Source organism: Nocardioides sp. 31GB23 (genome assembly GCF_040012395.1).
Classification (GTDB): Bacteria; Actinomycetota; Actinomycetes; order Propionibacteriales; family Nocardioidaceae; genus Nocardioides; species Nocardioides salarius.
This window is the reverse complement of the sequence record NZ_JBDYKJ010000033.1, coordinates 15,593-35,480: the sequence shown is the minus strand read 5'-3', so window position 1 is coordinate 35,480 and position 19,888 is coordinate 15,593. Positions and strand designations below refer to the sequence as shown.

Annotated in this window: 20 protein-coding genes; 7 read left to right on the top strand and 13 right to left on the bottom strand. The window is 72.6% G+C overall.

From position 1 onward, the window contains the following. Positions 1–38 precede the first annotated feature (38 nt). Both ABKW28_RS12195 and ABKW28_RS12190 read right to left on the bottom strand, forming a co-directional pair. Entirely contained in the window at positions 39–1,046 is a 1,008-nt protein-coding gene (locus tag ABKW28_RS12195; RefSeq protein ID WP_348609904.1) for an Abi-alpha family protein, read from the bottom strand. A 19-nt stretch (positions 1,047–1,065) separates the two neighbouring features. After that, positions 1,066–2,364 (bottom strand): hypothetical protein, encoded by a 1,299-nt coding sequence (locus ABKW28_RS12190; protein ID WP_348609901.1) that lies wholly within the window; start codon positions 2,362–2,364, stop codon positions 1,066–1,068. Between the two features lie 131 nt (positions 2,365–2,495). On the opposite strand from ABKW28_RS12190, the gene ABKW28_RS12185 reads away from it, so the two are divergent. After that, the gene (locus ABKW28_RS12185) at positions 2,496–4,400 is read left to right on the top strand and encodes an alpha-amylase family protein (protein WP_348609898.1); all 1,905 of its coding nucleotides are present in this window, start codon (positions 2,496–2,498) and stop codon (positions 4,398–4,400) included. Positions 4,401–4,590: 190 nt separating this feature from the next. On the opposite strand, the gene ABKW28_RS12180 is transcribed toward ABKW28_RS12185, so the two are convergent. From ABKW28_RS12180 to dnaK, 4 genes are all read right to left on the bottom strand, one after another. Then, complete coding sequence (locus tag ABKW28_RS12180; RefSeq protein WP_193668429.1) at positions 4,591–5,031, bottom strand: MerR family transcriptional regulator; 441 nt, start codon at positions 5,029–5,031, stop codon at positions 4,591–4,593. Then, complete coding sequence (gene dnaJ, locus ABKW28_RS12175) at positions 5,031–6,239, bottom strand: molecular chaperone DnaJ (RefSeq protein WP_348609895.1); 1,209 nt, start codon at positions 6,237–6,239, stop codon at positions 5,031–5,033. Before dnaJ ends, ABKW28_RS12180 begins: the two co-directional genes overlap by 1 nt. A 72-nt stretch (positions 6,240–6,311) precedes the next feature. After that, on the bottom strand, positions 6,312–6,998 hold the full coding sequence (gene grpE / locus ABKW28_RS12170; protein WP_348609892.1) for a nucleotide exchange factor GrpE: 687 nt from the start codon (positions 6,996–6,998) through the stop codon (positions 6,312–6,314). Further along, the gene (gene dnaK, locus ABKW28_RS12165; protein ID WP_193668296.1) at positions 6,995–8,881 is read right to left on the bottom strand and encodes a molecular chaperone DnaK; all 1,887 of its coding nucleotides are present in this window, start codon (positions 8,879–8,881) and stop codon (positions 6,995–6,997) included. The genes grpE and dnaK overlap by 4 nt, the downstream gene beginning before the upstream one ends. Positions 8,882–9,043: 162 nt before the next feature. On the opposite strand from dnaK, the gene ABKW28_RS12160 reads away from it, so the two are divergent. Next, the gene (locus tag ABKW28_RS12160; RefSeq protein ID WP_348609889.1) at positions 9,044–9,565 is read left to right on the top strand and encodes a GNAT family N-acetyltransferase; all 522 of its coding nucleotides are present in this window, start codon (positions 9,044–9,046) and stop codon (positions 9,563–9,565) included. 22 nt (positions 9,566–9,587) lie between these two features. Here the strand turns inward: ABKW28_RS12160 and ABKW28_RS12155 are convergent, their stop codons facing one another. After that, positions 9,588–10,025, bottom strand: coding sequence for an NUDIX domain-containing protein (locus ABKW28_RS12155; RefSeq protein WP_307822976.1), 438 nt, complete (start codon positions 10,023–10,025; stop codon positions 9,588–9,590). Positions 10,026–10,090: 65 nt separating this feature from the next. Between ABKW28_RS12155 and ABKW28_RS12150 the strand changes: the two genes are divergently transcribed. Beyond that, positions 10,091–10,936: an aldo/keto reductase gene (locus ABKW28_RS12150; RefSeq protein WP_348609887.1), complete on the top strand. Its 846-nt coding sequence runs from the start codon at positions 10,091–10,093 to the stop codon at positions 10,934–10,936. Positions 10,937–10,974: 38 nt separating this feature from the next. Here ABKW28_RS12150 and ABKW28_RS12145 read toward each other — a convergent pair whose 3' ends face one another. The 3 genes from ABKW28_RS12145 to ABKW28_RS12135 form a co-directional block, all read right to left on the bottom strand. After that, on the bottom strand, positions 10,975–11,559 hold the full coding sequence (locus ABKW28_RS12145) for a hypothetical protein (protein WP_348609885.1): 585 nt from the start codon (positions 11,557–11,559) through the stop codon (positions 10,975–10,977). Between the two features lie 23 nt (positions 11,560–11,582). Further along, positions 11,583–12,140 (bottom strand): hypothetical protein, encoded by a 558-nt coding sequence (locus ABKW28_RS12140; RefSeq protein WP_193668305.1) that lies wholly within the window; start codon positions 12,138–12,140, stop codon positions 11,583–11,585. A gap of 90 nt (positions 12,141–12,230) precedes the next feature. Further along, the gene (locus tag ABKW28_RS12135; RefSeq protein WP_193668307.1) at positions 12,231–12,656 is read right to left on the bottom strand and encodes a nuclear transport factor 2 family protein; all 426 of its coding nucleotides are present in this window, start codon (positions 12,654–12,656) and stop codon (positions 12,231–12,233) included. Between the two features lie 45 nt (positions 12,657–12,701). Between ABKW28_RS12135 and ABKW28_RS12130 the strand changes: the two genes are divergently transcribed. The 4 genes from ABKW28_RS12130 to ABKW28_RS12115 are packed head-to-tail and all read left to right on the top strand — an operon-like array spanning position 12,702 to position 16,850. Next, on the top strand, positions 12,702–13,580 hold the full coding sequence (locus ABKW28_RS12130) for a TIGR03619 family F420-dependent LLM class oxidoreductase (protein WP_193668309.1): 879 nt from the start codon (positions 12,702–12,704) through the stop codon (positions 13,578–13,580). After that, complete coding sequence (locus ABKW28_RS12125) at positions 13,577–14,818, top strand: hypothetical protein (RefSeq protein WP_348609882.1); 1,242 nt, start codon at positions 13,577–13,579, stop codon at positions 14,816–14,818. Before ABKW28_RS12130 ends, ABKW28_RS12125 begins: the two co-directional genes overlap by 4 nt. Beyond that, positions 14,815–15,693 (top strand): SDR family oxidoreductase, encoded by an 879-nt coding sequence (locus ABKW28_RS12120; RefSeq protein ID WP_348609879.1) that lies wholly within the window; start codon positions 14,815–14,817, stop codon positions 15,691–15,693. Before ABKW28_RS12125 ends, ABKW28_RS12120 begins: the two co-directional genes overlap by 4 nt. After that, complete coding sequence (locus tag ABKW28_RS12115; RefSeq protein ID WP_348609876.1) at positions 15,690–16,850, top strand: sulfotransferase; 1,161 nt, start codon at positions 15,690–15,692, stop codon at positions 16,848–16,850. Before ABKW28_RS12120 ends, ABKW28_RS12115 begins: the two co-directional genes overlap by 4 nt. Positions 16,851–16,889: 39 nt before the next feature. Here the strand turns inward: ABKW28_RS12115 and ABKW28_RS12110 are convergent, their stop codons facing one another. The 3 genes from ABKW28_RS12110 to ABKW28_RS12100 form a co-directional block, all read right to left on the bottom strand. After that, complete coding sequence (locus ABKW28_RS12110; protein WP_193668312.1) at positions 16,890–17,027, bottom strand: hypothetical protein; 138 nt, start codon at positions 17,025–17,027, stop codon at positions 16,890–16,892. A 4-nt stretch (positions 17,028–17,031) separates the two neighbouring features. Further along, positions 17,032–18,330, bottom strand: a complete 1,299-nt coding sequence (locus ABKW28_RS12105; protein ID WP_348609873.1) for an MFS transporter — start codon at positions 18,328–18,330, stop codon at positions 17,032–17,034. A 107-nt stretch (positions 18,331–18,437) separates the two neighbouring features. After that, entirely contained in the window at positions 18,438–19,868 is a 1,431-nt protein-coding gene (locus ABKW28_RS12100) for a cytochrome P450 (protein WP_348609870.1), read from the bottom strand. Positions 19,869–19,888 lie beyond the last annotated feature (20 nt).

The following is a 19,888-nucleotide window of genomic DNA, read 5'->3' as shown; positions in this document are numbered from 1 at the left end:
GGCCGGGGGCCCGGCACGTCCTGCGGGCGCCGCGTCCCTCAGTCGGAGCGGTGCTGCGACGGCTCGCCGCTCTCCGCCTCGGGCGGCGCCTCGTGGGCGGGGAAGGACCGCTCCGCGGTGACCTCGTCGACCAGGCAGGTGCGGCAGAAGTCCTCGCCGAAGGGCGTCAGGTGGATGCTGCGCCGCACCACCTTGGCGAACTTCACGCTGTGGCAGGCCTCGAGCACGTCGGGCTGGGCCTCGAGGACCTGGTAGTCCATCGGGTCGCGCACCGGCTCGCGGGGGAACCACACCAGCCCGAGCCGGAACAGGTTGTTGAGGTACGCCGGCACCTGGTCGACGTAGCGGCACCCCGCGCGGGCCCCGATCATCGTCAGCCCCGGCGCGATCAGCTGGCTGCTGACCATCCCGATCGGGCCACCGGTGCGCACGTCGACGCTGGGCTGGGGCCCGTGCTCGAGCAGGAGCAGCAGCACCCGGGCCTCGTCGGGCGCCAGCTCGCCGAGCATCCGCTCGTACGCCGGGTGCCCGTCGCGCTCGCTCCACACGTCGCGCGAGCGCTCCAGCAGCTGGGCGCCGCGCTCGCGCAGCGACGGGCGGCGCGGGTCGGAGCGCGGCGCCTCGTCGGCGTCGCGCCGGGCGCCCCGCCCGGCCCGCTGGGGGACCTCGGAGAACGACCCGAGCGTCTCGCCGGCGCGCACCAGGGCCGAGGAGACGGGGATGCCGGCGGAGACCGAGCGGGCCAGGTCGCTGACCACCTGCACCGCCTCGGTGGCCTCGTGGGCCAGCGAGGCGGCCTCGTGGGGGTCGGTGACCGCGCGGGCCAGCCGGGCGGTGCTGCGCAGCGAGGTGCGCACCCCCCAGCCGGTCGTGTGCCAGGCGGCGGAGGCCGCGACCCGGGCCAGGCCCGGCAGCGCCTCGACCGCTGGTGCCAGCCGGTCGTGGGCGTGCGCGCCCTCGTCCGGGGGCTCCTCGCGCAGCGCCTCGGGGGGATCGGGCAGCGGCGCGCCCGCCGGCGGCACCACCTCGTCGTGCAGATCGGTCATGACCAGCCCTCCTGTCGGCTCATGCGACACCGAAGATCCACAGGTGCAGGAACCCGCCGCCGAGCCCCATGATGGCGCCGTGGGCGTAGAGCATCCACTCGTCCTCCCGGATGGCCGAGCGCATCATCTCCACGAAGTCGCGCGGCGGCAGCTCCTTGGTGCGCCGCGCGATCAGCACCTGGATCTTGTCGGACTGCTGCCGGCTGAACTCGGGGTCGCGGAACGGCGTGAGCGTGCGCCCCACCGCCTCCTGGGCGACCTGGTCGCGGATCGTGTCGAAGCGCCGCGTGCCGACCGCGACCCGCACCGCCCCGCGCGCCGGGCCCACCGCCCGCTCGATCGCCGGGCGCAGCGAGTGCGCCAGCATCTGGCGGGTGCGGTCGCCGCTGGGGCCGTCGAGCAGGAAGTCGCCGATCCGCTCGAGGGTGATGACGTCCTCGGCGATGATCCGGGCGTACACCTCGGCCGCCTCGGCCTGGCGGCGCAGGAACAGCCCGTGCACCTTGACGCCGAGGATCCGGCGCGGCTCGGGCGGCTCGAAGATCAGCCACATGCCGAGCGCGTTGGTGATCCAGCCGACCACCACGCCCATCACCGGCAGCAGCCACCACTGGCCGAAGAGGCTGTCGACGACCGCGACCGGCACCCCGAGCGCGAAGCCGAAGACGAAGCCGAACGCGACCATCAGGTTGAGCTCGCGCTGGCCGAAGTCGCGGAAGATCCGCACCACCAGCGACGGGTTGTCGCGGAAGTGGTCGATGACCATGATCTTGGGGTCGAGCAGCTGGTCGATGTGCACCCCGATCTCGGTGGTGATGCCGCTGACCACGCCCGGCAGCTGCGACTGCACCCGCTCGACCATCGCGTGGCGGATCGGTCGCGGCAGGTCGCGCCACAGCCGCGGGTGCTCGCGGCGCATCACCTCCTCGACCAGGCCGGGCACCTCGGGGCGGAAGGACTCGACGATGTGCTCGGCGATCCGCTCGGGCTCGAGCTGCTGGTAGAACTCCGCCGGCGTCCCGAGCTTGGAGATCGCCTTGTCGACGGCGATCGAGCCCATCTTGGCCGCGCGCGCCGGCACGATCCCCTGCCAGCCGATCCCGCCCTGCAGGACGCCGGGCACCTCCTGGACCTTGCGTGGCAGCACCCCGGCGAGCTCGCGCATGCCGGGGATCCGCACGCCCTTGAAGTGCAGCGGGCTGAAGAGCATGAAGAGGCCCGACCAGTTGATCAGCCAGCCCACGACGCCGGTGAAGACCGGGATGGTCAGGAAGTGGACCCAGTGGATCCCCGCGACCCACTCGTTGATCCAGTCCACCGACGCCTCGTCCTTCGTCCGACCCTCCCCAGAGCCTGGCCCGGTGCCGGGGCACCCGGGCTGACCTGGTGAGACTAGCGTCGCACCCGGCGGTGCGACAGGCCCTGACGCAGGCCGGATAACGTGACGGCGTGACCCACGACACGTCGGCAGCACCGGCCCGCGCGCTGGCCGCCCTCCCCGAGCACCGGCAGCGCACCTTCGCCGCACGCGTCGAGCGGTGGCGTCCCGACCTGGTCGCCGCGCTCACCGAGGTCACGCCCGGGCCCGCCGAGGCCGAGGCCCTCGCCGAACGGCTGCTGGGCGTGGCCGCGCGCCGCTTCGCCGAGCGCGACGACGACCTGCACGACCTCGACGAGCGCCGGACCCTGGCCCCCGACTGGTTCCAGCGGCCCGGGATGCTCGGCTACGCGGCGTACGCCGACCGCTACGCCGGCACCCTCGCCGGCGTCGGCGAGCGCCTCGACCACCTGCGCGACCTCGGGGTCACCTACCTGCACCTGATGCCGCTGCTGCGCCCGCGCCCGGCGCCCAACGACGGCGGCTACGCGGTGATGGACTACCGCAGCGTGCGCGAGGACCTCGGCACCATGGACGACCTGCGCGCGCTCGCGGCCCGGCTGCGCGAGTCGGGGATGAGCCTGTGCCTCGACCTGGTGCTCAACCACGTCGCCCGCGAGCACGAGTGGGCCGCGCGCGCCCGCGCCGGGGAGGCGGCGTACCTCGACTACTTCCACGTCTACCCCGACCGCACCGAGCCCGACCGGTGGGAGGAGACGCTGCCCGAGGTCTTCCCCGACTTCGCGCCCGGCAGCTTCAGCTGGGACGACGAGCTCGACGGCTGGGTGTGGACGACGTTCAACTCCTGGCAGTGGGACCTCGACTGGTCGAACCCGGCGGTGCTCGAGGAGTTCGCCGACATCATCTGCGACCTGGCCAACGCCGGGTGCGAGGTGTTCCGGCTCGACGCGATCGCCTTCACCTGGAAGCGGATGGGCACCGACTGCCAGAACCAGCCCGAGGTGCACGCGCTGACCCAGGCGCTGCGGATGGTGGCGCGCATCGCCTGCCCGGCGGTGGCGTTCAAGGCCGAGGCGATCGTGGGACCGCGCGACCTGGTCGCCTACCTCGGCGAGGGCCGCCACCACGGCAAGGTCAGCGACCTGGCCTACCACAACGCACTGATGGTGCACCTGTGGTCGATGCTGGCCACCGGCGAGACGTGGATGAGCTCGCACGCGCTGGCCTCGCTGCCCACGCCACCCTCGAGCACGGCCTGGATCACCTACGCCCGCTGCCACGACGACATCGGCTGGGCGGTCTCCGACGAGGACGCGGGCGCGGCGGGTCTCGACGGCTTCGCCCACCGCCGCTTCCTCTCCGACTTCTACGACGGCTCGTTCCCCGGCTCCTGGGCGCGCGGGCTCGTCTTCCAGGCCAACCCCGCGACCGGCGACAAGCGCATCTCGGGCTCGCTGGCCTCGCTGGCCGGGCTCGAGGCGGGCGACCCGCACGCCCTCGACCGGGTCGTGCTGGCCCACGCGGTGGTGCTCGGGTTCGACGGGGTGCCGGTGATCTGGATGGGCGACGAGGTGGGGCTCCTCAACGACCCCGCCTGGGACGCCGAGCCCGACCACGCCGCCGACAACCGCTGGGTGCACCGGCCCCGGATGCCCTGGGCCGCCGACGGCACCGTGCCCGACCCGCACGGGCTGCTGCCGCGCCTGCGGCACCTGGTCGGCGTACGCCGCTCGCTGCCGCACCTGCACGCGGCCACGCCCGCCGAGGTGCTCGACCCGCCCGACACGGGCGTCTTCCACGTGCTGCGCCGCCACCCGGAGGGCCCGTTCCTGGCGCTGCACAACATGACCGCGGTGGAGCGCCGGGTGCCGTGGTGGCTGCTCGAGCAGGCCGGGCTGGGCCGCGCCGGCGCCCCGGTGCACGACCACCTCGCCGGCGGCCCGGTGCGCGCCGCCGACGGCCACGTCCTGCTGGCGCCCTACGCGGTCTCCTGGCTCACCGCCCCCACCCGCTGACCCGGCCCAGATGTCGCGCTGACCCGGCCTGAACTTCGCCTCGAGCCGGCCCGAACCTCCCGCCGCACGCACCTGCTCCGACGAGCGGGGATCCGGGCCCGGTCAGTGCGAAGTTCGGGCCGGCTCGGCGGGAGATTCAGGCCGGGTCGGCGGGAGATTTGGGACGGGTCGGCGGGAAGTTTGGGCCGGGTCAGCGGGGACGGCGCCACACCACGACCGAGCCGGAGGCGTCGGGGGCGCGCAGGACGGGCAGCTTGTTGGGCGGCAGGTCGCCACGGCGTACGGCGACGGCCTGGCGCAGGGCGGCGCGGGTGGCCTCGAGCTCGGCCACCAGCTCCTCGTTGCGGGCCGAGAGCGCGTTGACCCGGTTCTCCAGGTCGAGGATGCGCCGCACGCCCTCGATGCCGATGCCGGCGCCGGAGAGCTCGGCGATCTCGCGCAGCCGCTCGATGTCGCGCCCCGAGTAGCGCCGCCCGCCACCACCGGTGCGCCCGGGCGTGATCAGCCCGAGGCGCTCCCAGGTGCGCAGCGTCTGGGGGTGCAGCCCGGTCAGCTCGGCGGCCACCGAGATGACGAAGACGGCGGCGTCGGGGTGAGCGTCACCGAAGGGGCTGGCCGACCGCCTGGCCATCACGCACCGGCCTGCTCGAAGAGGTTGGCTCGCAGCGGCTTCGACGCCGTCGCCTCGCGGTAGGCCTCGACCGCGGCGCGGGCCTCGGCGTCGAGCACCGCCGGCACCTGCACCTCGACGGTCGCCAGCAGGTCGCCGCGCGACCCGTCGGCCTTCTTGGCGCCCTTGCCGCGCACCCGGAAGGTGCGCCCGTTGGGGGTGCCGGCCGGCAGCCGCAGCGTGACCGGGGTGCCGCCGAGGGTGGGGACGCGGATCTCGGCCCCGAGCGCGAGCTCGTCGAACGAGACCGGCACGTCGATGGTCAGGTTGTCGTCCTTGCGGCCGAAGACCCGGTGCGGGGAGACCTTGACGGTCACGAAGAGGTCGCCGGCGGGGCCGCCGTTCTCGCCGGGCGATCCCTTGCCCCGCACGCGGATGCGCTGGCCGTCCTTGACGCCGGCGGGGATGCGGGTCTGGATGGTGCGCGCCGAGGTGCCGCGCCCGGTGCCGCGGCAGGTGGGGCACGGCTCGTCGTAGACGAGCTGGCGGCCGCCGCAGGCGGGACAGGTCTCGTTGACCGAGAACGAGCCGCCCATCGAGGCGACCACGAAGCCGGCGCCCTCGCAGGTGGTGCAGATGTGCGGCTTGGTGCCGGGCTTGCCGCCCGAGCCGCCGCAGGTCGTGCAGGCCGACTCCGAGGAGAGCCGCAGCGAGACGGTCACGCCGTCCATGGCGTCAGTGAAGCTGATGGTCGCGGTGGTCTCGACGTCGCCGCCCTTGGTCGGGCGCGGGCGCGTCGTACGCCGGCGCCCGCCACCGCCGCCACCGCCGAAGAGGTCGCCGAACATGTCGCCGAAGCCGCCGGCGCCGGCCCCGCCGCCGTCGCGCAGCAGGTCCTCGAGGTTGATCCCGCCGCCCTGGCCGCCGAAGCCGCCACCGAAGCCCCCGCCGGCACCGCCCGCGGGGTAGCCGCCGGCGGCGTAGAGGCGGCGCATCTCGTCGTACTTGGCCCGCTTGGCGGGGTCCCCGACGACGTCGTAGGCCTCCGCGACCTTCTTGAACGTGTCGTGCTTGGCGGTGTCGCCGGGGTTGGAGTCGGGGTGGTTGGCCCGCGCGAGGCGCCGGTAGGCCTTCTTGATCTCGTCGGCCGGGGCGTCCTTCTTGACGCCGAGGACCGCGTAGAAGTCCTTGCCCGCCCAGTCGGCGCGCATGCCGTCGGTGTCGCTCACGTGGCCTCCCCTCGCTGCTGGTCTGGTGCTGGTGCGGGCCGGCCCGGGTGGGGGCCGGCCCGCCAGCGTGTCCTACTGGTCCTGCTGGTCCTGCTGTCCCTGCTCCTCGGGCGCGGACTGCGCACCCTCGGCAGCGGGGTCGACCACCAGCACCTGGGCGGCGCGCACCACCCGGTCACCGATGCGGTAGCCCGCCTTGGCGACGATCTTGCAGGTGGTCACGCTCACCTCGGGATCCTCCCCGACGTGGGAGAGGGCCTCGTGGAGGCTGGGGTCGAACGGGTCGCCGGGCGCGCCGTAGCGGGTCAGCCCGGCCGCACCCACGGTGCGCTCGAGCTGCTCGGCGACGGCCTTGAAGCCACCCTCGAGGGGCTCGTGCTCACGCGCCCGGTCGATGGTGTCGAGGACCTCGGTGATCGGGGCCAACGCGGCGTACGTCGCGTTCTCCTTGATCAGGTCGCGGTCCCGCTCGACGCGGCGCTTGTAGTTGACGAACTCGGCCTGCAGGCGCTGGAGGTCGAGCGTGCGCTCCTCCAGGGCGATGCGGGCCAGGGTCAGCTCGTCGTCGGCGCCCTCACCCGCGGTGTCCGCCGAGTCGGCGGCGGCGTCGGCGGCAGCGTCGGCGGCAGGGTCGGCGGTGGCGGGGTCACCACCGGCCGCACCCGCCTCGACGTCGGTCTCGGCGACCATCTCGGCCGCCTCGTCGGGGAAGGACCCCTGGGGCGGAGGGATGTTCTGCTCGTCGCGGGGCTCGGTCACTTGCTCTCACCCTCGGCAGCGCCGTCGGTGCTGTCGGTGCCCTCGGTGCCGGGCTCCTCGTCCACGACCTCGGCGTCGACGATGTCGTCGTCGGCCTCACCGGTCGCGCCGGTGGTGCCACCCGCAGCGGCCTGGTCGGCCTCGGCGGCGGCGTACATCGCGGCGCCCATCTTCTGGCTGGACTCGTTGAGCTTGGTCAGCCCGGCGTTGAGCTCGTCGGCGTCGGCGTCGTCCTTCTCCAGGGTCGCCTTCAGCGCGTCGACGTCGGCCTGAACCTCGGTCTTGACGTCGTCGGGCAGCTTCTCGGCGTTCTCGGAGAGGAACTTCTCGGTCGTGTAGACGAGCTGGTCGGCCTGGTTGCGGACCTCGATCGCCTCGCGACGCTTGGCGTCCTCCTCGGCGTACTGCTCGGCGTCCTTGACCATCCGGTCGATCTCCTCCTTCGACAGCGCGGAGCCGCCGGAGATGGTCATCGACTGCTCCTTGCCGGAGCCCTGGTCCTTGGCCGAGACGTGCACGATGCCGTTGGCGTCGATGTCGAAGGTGACCTCGATCTTGGGCACGCCACGCGGCGCCGGGGGCAGGCCGGTGAGCTCGAAGTTGCCCAGCGGCTGGTTCTGCGCCCACATCTGGCGCTCGCCCTGGGCGACCTTGATCTCGACCGACGGCTGGTTGTCGTCGGCGGTGGTGAAGATCTCCGAGCGCTTGGTCGGGATCGTGGTGTTGCGCTCGATGAGGTTGGTCATCACGCCGCCCTTGGTCTCGATGCCCAGGGAGAGCGGGGTGACGTCGAGCAGCAGCACGTCCTTGACCTCGCCCTTGAGGACGCCGGCCTGCAGGGCCGCGCCGATGGCGACGACCTCGTCGGGGTTGACGCCCTTGTTGGGCTCCTTGCCGCCGAGCAGGTCCTTGACGACCTCGGTGACCGCGGGCATCCGGGTCGAGCCGCCGACGAGCACGACGTGGTCGATCTTGTCGACCGCGACGCCACCGTCCTTGAGCACGGCCTGGAAGGGGGCCTTGGTGCGGTCGAGCAGGTCGGAGGTCAGCTTCTGGAACTCCGAGCGGGTCAGGCGCTCCTCGAAGTGCAGCGGGCCCGACTCGCCGTGGGTGATGTAGGGCAGGTGGATCGTGGTCTCGGAGCTCGAGGACAGCTCGATCTTCGCCTTCTCAGCGGCCTCCTGGAGGCGCTGCTTGGCGATCTTGTCGGCGGCGAGGTCGACGCCGTTGTTGTCCTTGAACTTCTTGACCATCCACTCCACGACGCGGGAGTCCCAGTCGTCGCCACCGAGGTGGTTGTCGCCGGAGGTCGCCTTGACCTCGACGACGCCCTCGCCGATCTCGAGGAGGGACACGTCGAACGTGCCGCCACCGAGGTCGAAGACGAGGATCGTCTGGTCGTCGCCCTTGTCGAGGCCGTAGGCCAGCGCGGCCGCGGTCGGCTCGTTGACGATGCGCGAGACGTTGAGGCCCGCGATCTCGCCGGCCTCCTTGGTGGCCTGGCGCTGGGCGTCGGAGAAGTACGCCGGCACGGTGATGACCGCGTCGGTGACCGTCTCGCCGAGGTAGGCCTCGGCGTCGCGCTTGAGCTTCTGCAGGACGAACGCGCTGATCTGCTGCGGCGTGAAGTCCTTGTCGTCGATCTTGGTCTTCCAGTCGGTGCCCATGTGGCGCTTGACCGACCGGATGGTGCGGTCGACGTTGGTGACCGCCTGACGCTTGGCGACCTCGCCGACGAGCACCTCGCCGTTCTTGGCGAACGCGACGACCGAGGGGGTCGTGCGGGCGCCCTCGGCGTTGGCGATGACGGTGGGCTCGCCACCCTCGAGGACCGACACGACGCTGTTGGTGGTGCCGAGGTCGATTCCGACCGCTCGGGCCATGGTGTTACCTCCATCTAGGGGGACGTGCTGGGGAAGTCCGGTGCGACCATCGTGCGTCGCTGCCGAGAGTCTGGCAAATTAGTTGAGCCGATTCAACTCAACTTTGCTCACTGGTCTCAATGCAATGGCGGCCGGTTTCATTCCCGTGCTTGGCTGCGCCCCATGAGCGACCTCCTGCTGCGACCCCTGGGCCCCGACGACGAGGCGCAGGCGCGCGCCGCGCACGCCGAGCTGGCGGCCGACGGTTTCGGGTTCTTGATGTTCGAGCGCGACGGAGAGTCGTGGCCCGACTACGTCGCCCGGATCGAGGGACACCGCCGAGGGCAGGGCCTCGAGGAGCGGATGGTGGCATCGACCTTCCTGGTCGCCGAGGTCGACGGCGAGATCGTCGGACGCGCCTCGGTGCGCCACGAGCTCAACGACTTCCTGGCCACCTGGGGCGGCCACGTGGGGTACGGCGTGCGCCCGGCCCACCGCCGGCGCGGCCACGCCACCGCGATCCTGCGCGGCTGCCTCGAGGTGTGCCGCGAGCACGGCATCGAGCAGGCGCTGGTGACCTGCGACGTCGACAACGTCGGCTCGGCCGCGGTGATCGAGGCCTGCGGCGGGGTGCCCGACGGGGTCGCGCCGGCCACGGAGTCGGTGGCGGCGAAGAAGCGCTACTGGGTGCCGACGGGGCCCTGAGCCGCGGCCCCTCAGACCAGCCTCAGACCAGCCCGGCGAGACGCAGCGAGATGTCGACGATCGAGACCCGGTCGAGGCGGCGCACCTCGTCGAGGGTGAACCAGCGCGCCTCGTCGGTGCTGCCGTCGCGCTCGTGGGTCAGTTCGCCGCCGACGATCTCGGCGCGGAAGACGGTGCGCACGGCCTTGAGCGAGCGGTCGCTGTCGTTGAGCCGGCGGTGCGGGGGCAGCACGTAGGTGTCGACGCCCAGCAGCGCGCCGGCCACGACGTCGTACCCGGTCTCCTCGCGCACCTCGCGCACGACGGCCTGCTCGACGCCCTCCTCGAGCTCGACCCCGCCACCGGGCATCGTCCACTGCCGGCGCGAGCCCTCGTTCCACAGCGCGAGCAGCACGCGCCCCTGGTCGTCGGTGATGACGGCGTACGCCGCGAGCCGGGTGTCGTAGTCGGTGTAGTGCACGTGAGCATCCTCTCCCCACCCCGTTGGCAGGAATGACCCAGGGCGTGATGGGCATTGTGGACACCATGAACGTTCCCACCATCACCCTGAACAACCAGACGCAGATCCCGCAGCTCGGCTTCGGCGTGTTCCAGGTGCCGCCCGAGCAGACGGCGGACACCGTGACCAAGGCCTTCGAGGTGGGCTACCGGCACATCGACACCGCGCAGATGTACGGCAACGAGCAGGAGGTCGGCATCGCCATCGCGAACGCCGACATCCCGCGCGACGAGCTGTACGTGACCAGCAAGCTCAACAACAGCTTCCACCGCCCCGACGACGCCCGCCGCGCCTTCGACGACACGATGGACAAGCTGGGCCTCGACCAGATCGACCTGTTCCTCATCCACTGGCCGCTGCCGACGCTCTACGACGGCGACTTCGTCTCGACCTGGCAGACCCTGGCCGAGTTCGTGGCCGACGGTCGCGCGCGCTCCATCGGCGTCTCGAACTTCCAGCCCGCCCACCTCGAGCGGATCATCGCCGAGACCGGCGTGGTGCCGGCGGTCAACCAGATCGAGGTGCACCCCTACTTCACCAACGAGGAGGCCCGCGCCGCCTCGATCCGCCACGGGATCGAGATCGAGGCCTGGTCGCCGATCGCCCAGGGCGCGGTGCTGTCCGACGACACCATCGGCAAGATCGCGGCCGCGCACGGCAAGTCGATCTCGCAGGTGACGCTGCGCTGGCACGTCGAGCGCGGCGACATCGTCTTCCCGAAGTCGATGCACGAGGAGCGGATGCGCGAGAACTTCGACATCTTCGACTTCTCCCTCACCGCCGAGGAGGTCGAGACGATCGCCGCCCTCGACCGCGGCGCGGACGGGCGTCGCGGGCCGAACCCCGACGAGTTCGACTACATCCCGGGCTGAACCAGCCCCCGCACGCCCCGTACGCCGCCCGGCCCGCCTCAGGTGAGCCGGGCGGCGACGTCGTCGGCCTCGGCGCGGGTCCAGCCCCCGCCGACCTGCAGGACCGCCCCGACCCCGTCCGCGGCGCGGGGCAGGTCGACCACGGTGCCGTCGACCACCACGGCGAAGCGGCCCTCGGAGCCGACCAGCCCGCCCACGAGGTCGCCCAGCGCGTCGGCGGAGGCCTGGTCGAGACCGACCTGCACGGCGTACCCGCCACGGACCTCGACCACCTCGGCCCGCTGCACGCCGCCGTCGACCCCGGCCGGGCCGAGCAGGAACCCGGCGCCGCGGGTGTCGCAGGCGAGCATCGCCTCGGCGGTCGGCGCGTTGGCCGTCGGCGCCTTGCGCAGGCAGTCCAGCGTCTCGAGCCGGCGCACCAGCCCCGGCTCGAGCCCGGCGCCGTCGAGGACGCGACCCTGCACGGCCAGCACCGGCCGCGCCTGGAAGGGCGCCGGCCCACCGGCCGCGCTCGGCGTCACGCCGTCGCCCGGGCTCGGCTGCGAGGGCGACGAGCCGCCGTCGGCGCAGCCGACCGCCCCCGCCGCGACCAGCAGCAGGCCCACGAGCCGAGTCGTCCGCATGCCTCGAGCCTACGCACGCGGGCTCAGCCCACCGTCACCTTGACCTCGTTGGAGGCGGTCTCGGAGTCGTTGTCGACGACCCGGAAGCGGTTGACGCCCTGGGCGCTGGTCTGCACGTAGGTCGCGAAGGTCTCGTTGCTGACCACGGCGGTGACGGGGAAGTCCTGCCAGCCGCCGCTGACGAACTTCTGCACCTGCAGCACCGCGCCCTCGCCGCCGGGGTAGACACCGGTCAGGTCGATCTGGCCCATCGGGGCGACCTGGGTCTGCCCGGCCGACAGGGAGATCTCCTTCTCGGCCTTCTCCTTCTCGGTGGGCTCCTGGCTCGGCTCCTGGCTCGCGCCCTGGCCCGGCTCGGCGCCCAGCGTCAGCAGCGGCCCGGAGGGCTCGCCGGTCTCGGAGGGCCGGGGCAGGTAGAGCGAGCCGACGTCGGTGGCCGTGGTGGTCGCCGAGGAGCCGTCGACGCCGAGCACCCGCGTCACGGCCAGCGCGCCGCCGCCGAGCACCAGCCCGACCGCGAGGCCGACACCGACCAGGGCGAGCAGACCGGTCAGGACCGGACGGTCGTCGTGCAGGGCCACAGGGGTCTCCGTCGTCTCGGCGTGCAGTGGCTTCTCATTGTCGCGGAGAGGACGGCCGCGACCAAGCCACGCGCCCCGGCTCGGCGTTGCTCAGAGCCCGCGCCGCCAGGTGATCTGCTCGTGCAGGCGCCGGCTGCGCCAGCCCTCGGCCGTGCGCACCATCTCGTGGTGGTAGATCCCACCGAGCTCGACGACCTTCTCGCCACCCGCCCCGTCGGCCATCGCCATCGGGTTGTGGAAGTACGCCGCCACGCGCGCGGTGTCGCCGTCGACCACGCTCTCGACCTGGCCCAGCATGTGCAGGCGGCGCAGGAAGAAGGCGGGCAGCACCTCGGCCAGCCACGGCTTCACCGCGGCGTACTCGCCGGCGATGCCGCCGGACTCGGTGTAGTCGATGGTCGCGTCGGGGGTGAAGACGGTGTCGAGCAGGTCCCACTCACCGGTGTCGATGGCACGCGTGTAGCGGGTCAGCACGTCTGCTGTCTCGAGCCGGTCACTGATCTGTCGGAGGTCCACGTGCCGACCCTGGCACAAAACTGGAACACGTTCTAGTGTGACTGCATGCGTTTCACCTATGCCGAGGCGATGACCCGCCTGGAGCTCTACGCGCCGCTGGCCCAGGCCGCCGAGGCGGCCGGCTACACCTCGATGACGGTGGCCGACAGCCTGATCTACCCCGAGGTGTCGGACTCGACCTACCCCTACACCGACACCGGTGACCGGGAGTTCCTGGCCGGCAAGGACTTCGTGGAGACGATGGTGATGTGCGCGCACCTCTTCGCGCTCACCTCCACGCTGCGCCTGACGCCGTTCGTGCTCAAGCTGCCGGTGCGCCCGCCGGTGCTGGTGGCCAAGCAGGCCTCCAGCCTGGCCGCGCTGTCGGGCGACCGGCTGGGTCTGGGTGTGGGCCTCTCCCCCTGGCCCGAGGACTTCACCGCGCTGGGCGTGCCGTGGGAGCGCCGCGGCAAGCGGATGGACGAGTGCCTCGACATCGTGCGCGGCCTGACCTCCGGCGAGTTCTTCTCCTACGAGGGCGAGTTCTTCTCGATCGAGTCGATGCAGCAGCGCCCGGCGCCGGGGCGGCCCGTGCCGCTGCTGGTCGGCGGGCACGCCGACGCCGCGCTGCGCCGCGCGGTGCGCAAGGGCGACGGCTGGATGCACGCCGGCGGCGACGGTGAGGAGCTCGACCGGCTGCTGGCCCGCCTCGCCGAGATCCGCCGCGAGGAGGGCGACACCCGCGACGACTTCGAGGTGCACGTGATCTCCTACGACGCCTACGACCTCGACGGCATCAAGCGCCTGGCGGACAAGGGCGTCACCGACTGCATCGTCGGCTTCCGGGTGCCCTACATCAAGGGCCCCGACACCGAGCCGCTCGAGACGAAGCTGGCCCACCTGGAGTCCTACGCCGAGAAGATCATTAGCAAGGTCGGCGCATGAGCAGCCCGACCCAGGCCCAGCCCCAGGACCAGGCACAGGCCCAGGCACAGTCCCCGTCGCAGGAGCCCACCGCGGACCCCGGCTGGGACCTGACGGCGCCGCTGCGCGAGGCCATCGCCGAGGGCGAGCACCTGGTCGCCACCGCCCCCTTCATCCGCACCGAGCAGGACCGGCTCGAGGGCTACGACTACCTGGCCGGCCGCATCCGGATGGCGATGCAGACGGCCTTCGACCACGACCTCGAGCGGCCGCTGTTCATCAACGCCACCCACCAGTTCGCCCGCCAGGGCCTCGACAACCCCGACGCCGTCTACTTCAGCGCCTACCTGCGCGAGGGCGTCGAGTACGTCGTGCGCGGGCGCCGGGGCAGCTCGGCCGACCTGTCCTTCCAGGTGATGGGCGGCGCCTACACCGCCGACTCGGCCGCCACCTCGCTGATGGCCTTCGACGACCGCGAGCTCGAGGTGCGCCCCGACGGCACCTTCGACTTCACCTACACCGCCGAGCCGGGCGCCAGGACGATGATCGTGCGCGAGGTCTTCAACGACTGGGACACCGAGGAGCGCGGCACGATCACCATCGAGCGCACCGACACCCTGGGCCGCCCCGCCCGCGAGCTGACGCGAGAGCTGCTGGCCAAGAGGTACGACGTCGCCGCCCGCACCCTGACCGGGTCGATCCGCACCTGGTTCGCCTTCCCGCACTTCTTCCAGTACGCCGAGCCGGTCAACACCCTGACCACCCCGCAGCAGACCCCCGGCGGGCTGGCCTCGCAGCGCTCCTCGATCGGGCACTACGCGCTGGCCGAGGACGAGGCGATGATCGTCTCGGTGCCGCGCTGCGACGACTGCTCCTACCAGGCGATCCAGGTCGGCTCCGACTGGTACGCCTCCACCGACTACGAGACCCACCAGACCTCGCTGACCAAGGCCCAGGCGGTCACCGACCCCGACGGCGTGATGCGCTTCGTGGTCTCCGAGCACCCGCCCAGCGGCCACGCGGACGCGCCGTACCTGGCGAACTGGCTGGAGACCACCGGGCACCGCACCGGCTCGATGATGCTGCGCTGGCAGCGCCTCGAGCGCGACCTCGGCCCGGCCGACGGCCCGAGCGTGCAGGTCGTGCCCCTCGCCGAGGTGCCCGCGCACCTGCCCCACCTCGCCCCGCTCACCCACGAGCAGCACGCCGAGCGGATCACCGCCCGGCAGCGCTCCGTCGCCCGGAGGATGATCAGTTGAGCACCACCGCCACCCCCGCCACGGCCGCCTCGGGCTCCGCCGCCGTCCCCGACCACGACGCCATCGACGCGGCGTACGCCCCGCTGCCGCTGCTGGCCGACAAGGTCGTGGTGCTCTCCGGGGTCGGTCCCGGGCTGGGTCGCGCGCTCGGCGAGGAGGCCGCCCGGATGGGCGCCGACCTGGTGCTCGTCTCGCGCACCGCCTCGCGGCTGGAGAAGATGGCCGACGTGGTGCGCTCGCACGGGCGCCGCGCGCTGGTGGTGCCCACCGACATCACCGACGAGTCGGCGCAGGCCGCGCTGGTCGAGAGCGCGCTGGCGGAGTTCGGGCGGGTCGACTGCCTGGTCAACAACGCCTTCGCGATCCCGCCGATGGACCCGATCAGCACGATCGGCCTCGACGCGCTGCGCGCGGCCAACGAGACCAACGTCTTCGCGCCGCTGCGGCTCTCGGCGGCCTTCGCCGACGCACTGGCCGCGGCGCCGGGCAAGCCGGGCGGGTCGATCATCATGCTCAACTCGTGCGTGCAGTACTCCTCGCAGCCGGAGTTCTCGGGCTACAAGCTCTCCAAGGGCGCGCTGGCCCACCTCGCCTCGTCGCTGGCCACCGAGCTCGGCCCGCGGGGCATCCGGGTCAACAGCGTCGCACCGTCCTACATCTACGAGGACGTCAACAAGGCCTACTTCGAATGGATCGCCGCGGAGTCGGGGCGCAGCCACGCCGAGGTGTACGCCGAGAAGGCCGCACCGACCGACCTGCAGCGACTGGCCTCCCCCGCCGAGATCGCCCGGGCCACGCTGTTCCTGGCCACCGACCTGGCCTCCGCGGTCAGCGGCCAGACCCTCAACGTCGACTGCGGCGAGTTCCACTCGTGAGCAGTGCCAACGTGATGGCCCGCGAGCGTGCCGACGTCGGGTCCTACGACGACATCGCGGCCGCCGCGGTGCGCACCACCGGCCTCGATGACTTCGGCGGGGACGCCCACGAGGAGGGCCTGCGGGTCCTGGTCGAGGACCTGGGCAGCCCGGAGGCCGGCCTGACCGGGCGCGGCAACTACTTCCAGCGCTCCGAGGTCAAGAGCGCGCTGGTGGGGCGGCTGCTGACCCAGGCCCAGTTCAACGCGCTGCCCCAGCACGCCGACGTACCCGTCGAGCGGCCGGTCTTCGTGATGGGCCTGCCGCGCACCGGCACCACGGCGCTGCACCGGCTGCTGGTCTGCGACCCGGCGCACCAGGGCCTGGAGATGTGGCTGACCCAGTTCCCCCAGCCGCGCCCGCCCCGCGAGACGTGGGAGACCGACCCGGTCTTCGCCGCGATGCAGGAGGCCTTCAGCGCCCACCACGTCGAGGACCCGGAGTACATGGGGATCCACTACATGGACGCCACCTCGGTCGAGGAGTGCTGGCGGCTGCTGCGCCAGACGGGCAAGTCGAACTCCTACGAGTCGTTGGCCAACCTGCCGCGCTACACCGACTGGCTGCGCGGCCAGGACTGGACCGACGCCTACGCGCGGCACCGGCAGAACCTGCAGCTCATCGGGATGAACGACCCCGAGAAGCGCTGGGTGCTCAAGAACCCCTCGCACATGACGGCCCTCGACGCGCTGATGAGCGTCTACCCCGACGCCCTCGTGGTCTCCACGCACCGCGACCCGGTCTCGTGCATCGCCTCGTCGTGCTCGCTGTCGGCCGCCACCACCGCCGGGCACTCGGAGACCTTCGTGGGCGGCGTGATCGGCCACACCCAGCTCGACCTGTGGTCGCGGGCCTACCACGCCTTCCACGACGCCCGTCCCCGCTACGACCAGGCGCAGTTCGTCGACGTCGACTTCGCCGACCTGCAGGGCGACCCGGTCGGCACCGTCCGGGGCGTCTACGCCGCCTTCGGCCTGAGCCTGTCGGCCGAGGCCGAGGAGCAGGTGCGCCTCATCGACGCCGAGGCCCGCTCGGGCCACGCCCGCCCCAGCCACCAGTACTCGCTCAAGGACTACGGGCTCTCCGAGGCCCGCGTGCGCGACGCCTTCGCCCGCTGACGGTGGTCGAGGAGGGACGAAGTCCCGTCTCGAGACCCCTCAGCCCAGCGGCTCGCCCTCGCAGCAGTTCGCCTTGAACTTGCAGTGCGGGCAGAACCAGCGGGTGGCGATGGGGTCGAACTCGTGGCCGCAGGCCATGCAGGAGTAGTAGCCGCTCATGGCGGCCAAGCCTGCCACGAGATCACTCCTCGCCGCGGGCGGCGCGCACCGCCCGCTCGGCCACGGCGTGCTCGTCGGTGCGGGCGTCGTAGGACCAGAAGTCGCGCAACCACAGCGCGGTCGCGCCGACCCCGACGACGCAGGCCACCCCGCCGCTGGTGATCGAGCCGCGCACCGACCACAGGTCGGCGGTGACGCCGGCGCGCACCTGCCCGCCCAGCGGTCCCACCGAGTAGGAGAGCATCTCGATCCCGGCCAGGCGCCCGCGCATCCCCTCGGGGATCGTCTGGCTCCACACGATCCCGCGGAAGACCCCGGAGACCATGTCGGCGGCACCGGCGAGCGCGAAGAAGCCGGCGACCAGCCAGAAGGTCGGCATCAGCCCGGCGAGCGCGATGCACACGCCGTACGCCGCTGCCGCCAGCACGATCACCCGCCCGTGGTGGTGCACCCGCGCGGTCCACCCCGACAGGGCGGTCGCCACCAGGGCCCCGACGGTCTCGGCGGAGTAGAGCAGCCCGATCAGCTCGGGGCGCCCGAAGACGGTCTCGGCCAGCGCCGGGAAGAGCACCACCGGCATCGCCAGCAGCATCGCCGCGACGTCGACGAGGTAGGTGCCGAGCAGGTCGCGGCGACCCAGCGCGTAGCGGAAGCCCGTCGCGATGCCGGCCAGGCTCGGCGGGGTGGTCTCCTCGCGGTGCGGGTGCGGGCCCATCGCCAGGTACATCAGCGTGGCCACCCCCAGCCCGACCACGTCGACCACGAAGCACCAGCCCAGCCCGACGAAGGCGATCAGCAGGCCGCCCACCGCGGGCCCCACGAGCACCCCGATCTCCATGCCCAGGCTGGTCAGCGCCTGCGCGGCGGGGATCTCGTCGTGGCGCACCGTGCGCGGCATCAGCGCCTCGCGGGAGGGCCGCTGCATCGAGGAGGTCGAGGCCAGCACCGCGGCCAGCGCGAAGACCAGCCACAGCTGCGGGTCGGGCCCGAAGGCCCCGAACGCGTTGGCGGCCAGCACCGCCGTGGCCACCGCCTGGGCCACGCCGGTGGCCACCAGCAGCCGCCTGCGGTCGACGTGGTCGGCCAGCGCGCCGCCGTACAGGCCGAAGACGACCAGGGGCACCAGCTCGACGAGGCCGACCAGGCCGACCGCGAGGTTGGAGCCGGTCTCGGTGTAGACCTGGAAGGGGATCGCGACGTAGGTGACCATCGCGCCGAGGTAGAAGACGGTGCCGGCCACGAAGAGCAGCCGGAAGTCGCGCGAGGTGCGCAGCGGGGTCAGGTCGATGCGCAGCGCCCGCAGCCGCTCACCCCAGGTCATGCTCGGTCACGACAGCCCAGGCTGCCAGCGCGGCGGCCCGGCGGCGAGTCATTTTGCGCCGGGTCAGTGCGACATCTGCGCCGGGTCAGCGCGAGATATGGGCCGGGTCAGCGGCGGGTGACGCGGATGCGGGCGCCGCCGCGGGGCACCGAGGTGATGTTGCGGACCTTCGGCACGTCGCCGGTGGGGGTGGCCACGTCGTGGACCCGCAGCACCTCGCGCAGCACCGCGACGCCCTCCATCTGCGCGAAGCCCGCGCCGATGCAGCGGCGTACGCCGCCGCCGAACGGGATCCAGGTGTTGGTCGGCGGGTTCTGGCCCAGGAACCGCTCGGGGCGGAAGACCTCGGGGTCGGGGTGGTTCTCCGACTTCTGGTGGGCCACGATGATCGAGGGCCCGACGGTGACGCCGCGGGGCAGGTCGACCCCGCCGATGGTGGCCGGGCGCATCAGCGTGCGCACCACCATCGGGATCACCGGGTGCAGGCGCATCGACTCCTTCATCACCGCCTCGAGCCAGGCGTCGTCCTCGGCGCCGTCGCCGTCGGCGGCGGCCTGCGAGCGGCGCAGCAGCTCGGGGTCGCGGCCGAGCTCGTAGAGCGCCCAGGCCAGGGAGGTCGCGGTCGTCTCGTGCCCCGCGAGCAGCAGGGTGATCAGCTGGTCGCGCAGCTCGGTGTCGCTGAGCCCGCCGAGGCCCTCGCCCTCCTCGGCGCCGCCGTGGCGGATCAGCCGCGAGAGCACGTCGCTGCGCTCCGCGAGGTCGGGGGCGGCGCGCCGCTCGCGGATCTCGGCGTAGATCAGCCGGTCGAGCTCGGCCTGGTTCTGCACCGTGCGCCGCCAGGGCCCGAACCGCTGCAGCCGCGGGTAGCCCCAGCCCAGCAGCACAGCGGGACTGATGTCGACGGTGGCGTTGACGCGCGGGCGCATCGCGGCCAGCCGCTCCTCGTCGGTGACGCCGAAGACCACGCGCAGGATGACCTCGAGGGTCAGCACGTTCATCCGGTCCAGCGAGCGCAGCACGACCCCGTCGGGCCAGTGCGCGGCCTCGTCGGCGGCCAGGTCGGTGACCAGCGAGCGGTACTCGCGCAGCGCGGCGCCGTTGAAGGCGGGCATCAGCAGCTTGCGGGCCCGCTTGTGGTCGTCGCCGTCCTGCAGCAGCAGCGAGTGCTCCCCCATGATCGGGCCCAGGATGGCGTTGCCCTTGCCGGCGTGGAAGAACTCCGGGTCGGCGGCGAAGATCTCCTTGGCGTGCTCGGGGCGGGTGAAGAAGACCAGCGGCTGGCCGCCCGGGACCAGCCGGACGGTGAAGACGTCGCCGTAGGTGCGGTGCAGGTAGGGGTGGAACCAGTGCCGGAAGCGCATCAGCGCCGCGCTCTGCACCAGCACCGGCCACCGCGGGCCGGGCGGCAGGCCCTGCGGAGCCACCCGTGGGGCGCGGCCGTCGCCGACCGACGCACCGCTCATCTTCTTGAAGCGCTCCTCGGTGAGCCCCCCGGTCTCGGGGAGCTGGTCGAGCAGGGCGTTCTGAGTGGTGGCCATGTCACATACTAGGAGTACGT

Bases quoted from the DNA above. Each gene is read 5' to 3' on its own strand.
- ABKW28_RS12105 (WP_348609873.1), bottom strand. From the start codon at position 18,330: ATGACCTGGGGTGAGCGGCTGCGGGCGCTGCGCATCGACCTGACCCCG.
- ABKW28_RS12145 (WP_348609885.1), bottom strand. From the start codon at position 11,559: ATGCGGACGACTCGGCTCGTGGGCCTGCTGCTGGTCGCGGCGGGGGCG.
- ABKW28_RS12180 (WP_193668429.1), bottom strand. From the start codon at position 5,031: ATGGCCAGGCGGTCGGCCAGCCCCTTCGGTGACGCTCACCCCGACGCC.
- ABKW28_RS12150 (WP_348609887.1), top strand. From the start codon at position 10,091: ATGAACGTTCCCACCATCACCCTGAACAACCAGACGCAGATCCCGCAG.
- ABKW28_RS12125 (WP_348609882.1), top strand. From the start codon at position 13,577: ATGAGCAGCCCGACCCAGGCCCAGCCCCAGGACCAGGCACAGGCCCAG.
- dnaK (WP_193668296.1), bottom strand. From the start codon at position 8,881: ATGGCCCGAGCGGTCGGAATCGACCTCGGCACCACCAACAGCGTCGTG.
- ABKW28_RS12160 (WP_348609889.1), top strand. From the start codon at position 9,044: ATGAGCGACCTCCTGCTGCGACCCCTGGGCCCCGACGACGAGGCGCAG.
- ABKW28_RS12130 (WP_193668309.1), top strand. From the start codon at position 12,702: ATGCGTTTCACCTATGCCGAGGCGATGACCCGCCTGGAGCTCTACGCG.
- ABKW28_RS12100 (WP_348609870.1), bottom strand. From the start codon at position 19,868: ATGGCCACCACTCAGAACGCCCTGCTCGACCAGCTCCCCGAGACCGGG.
- ABKW28_RS12195 (WP_348609904.1), bottom strand. From the start codon at position 1,046: ATGACCGATCTGCACGACGAGGTGGTGCCGCCGGCGGGCGCGCCGCTG.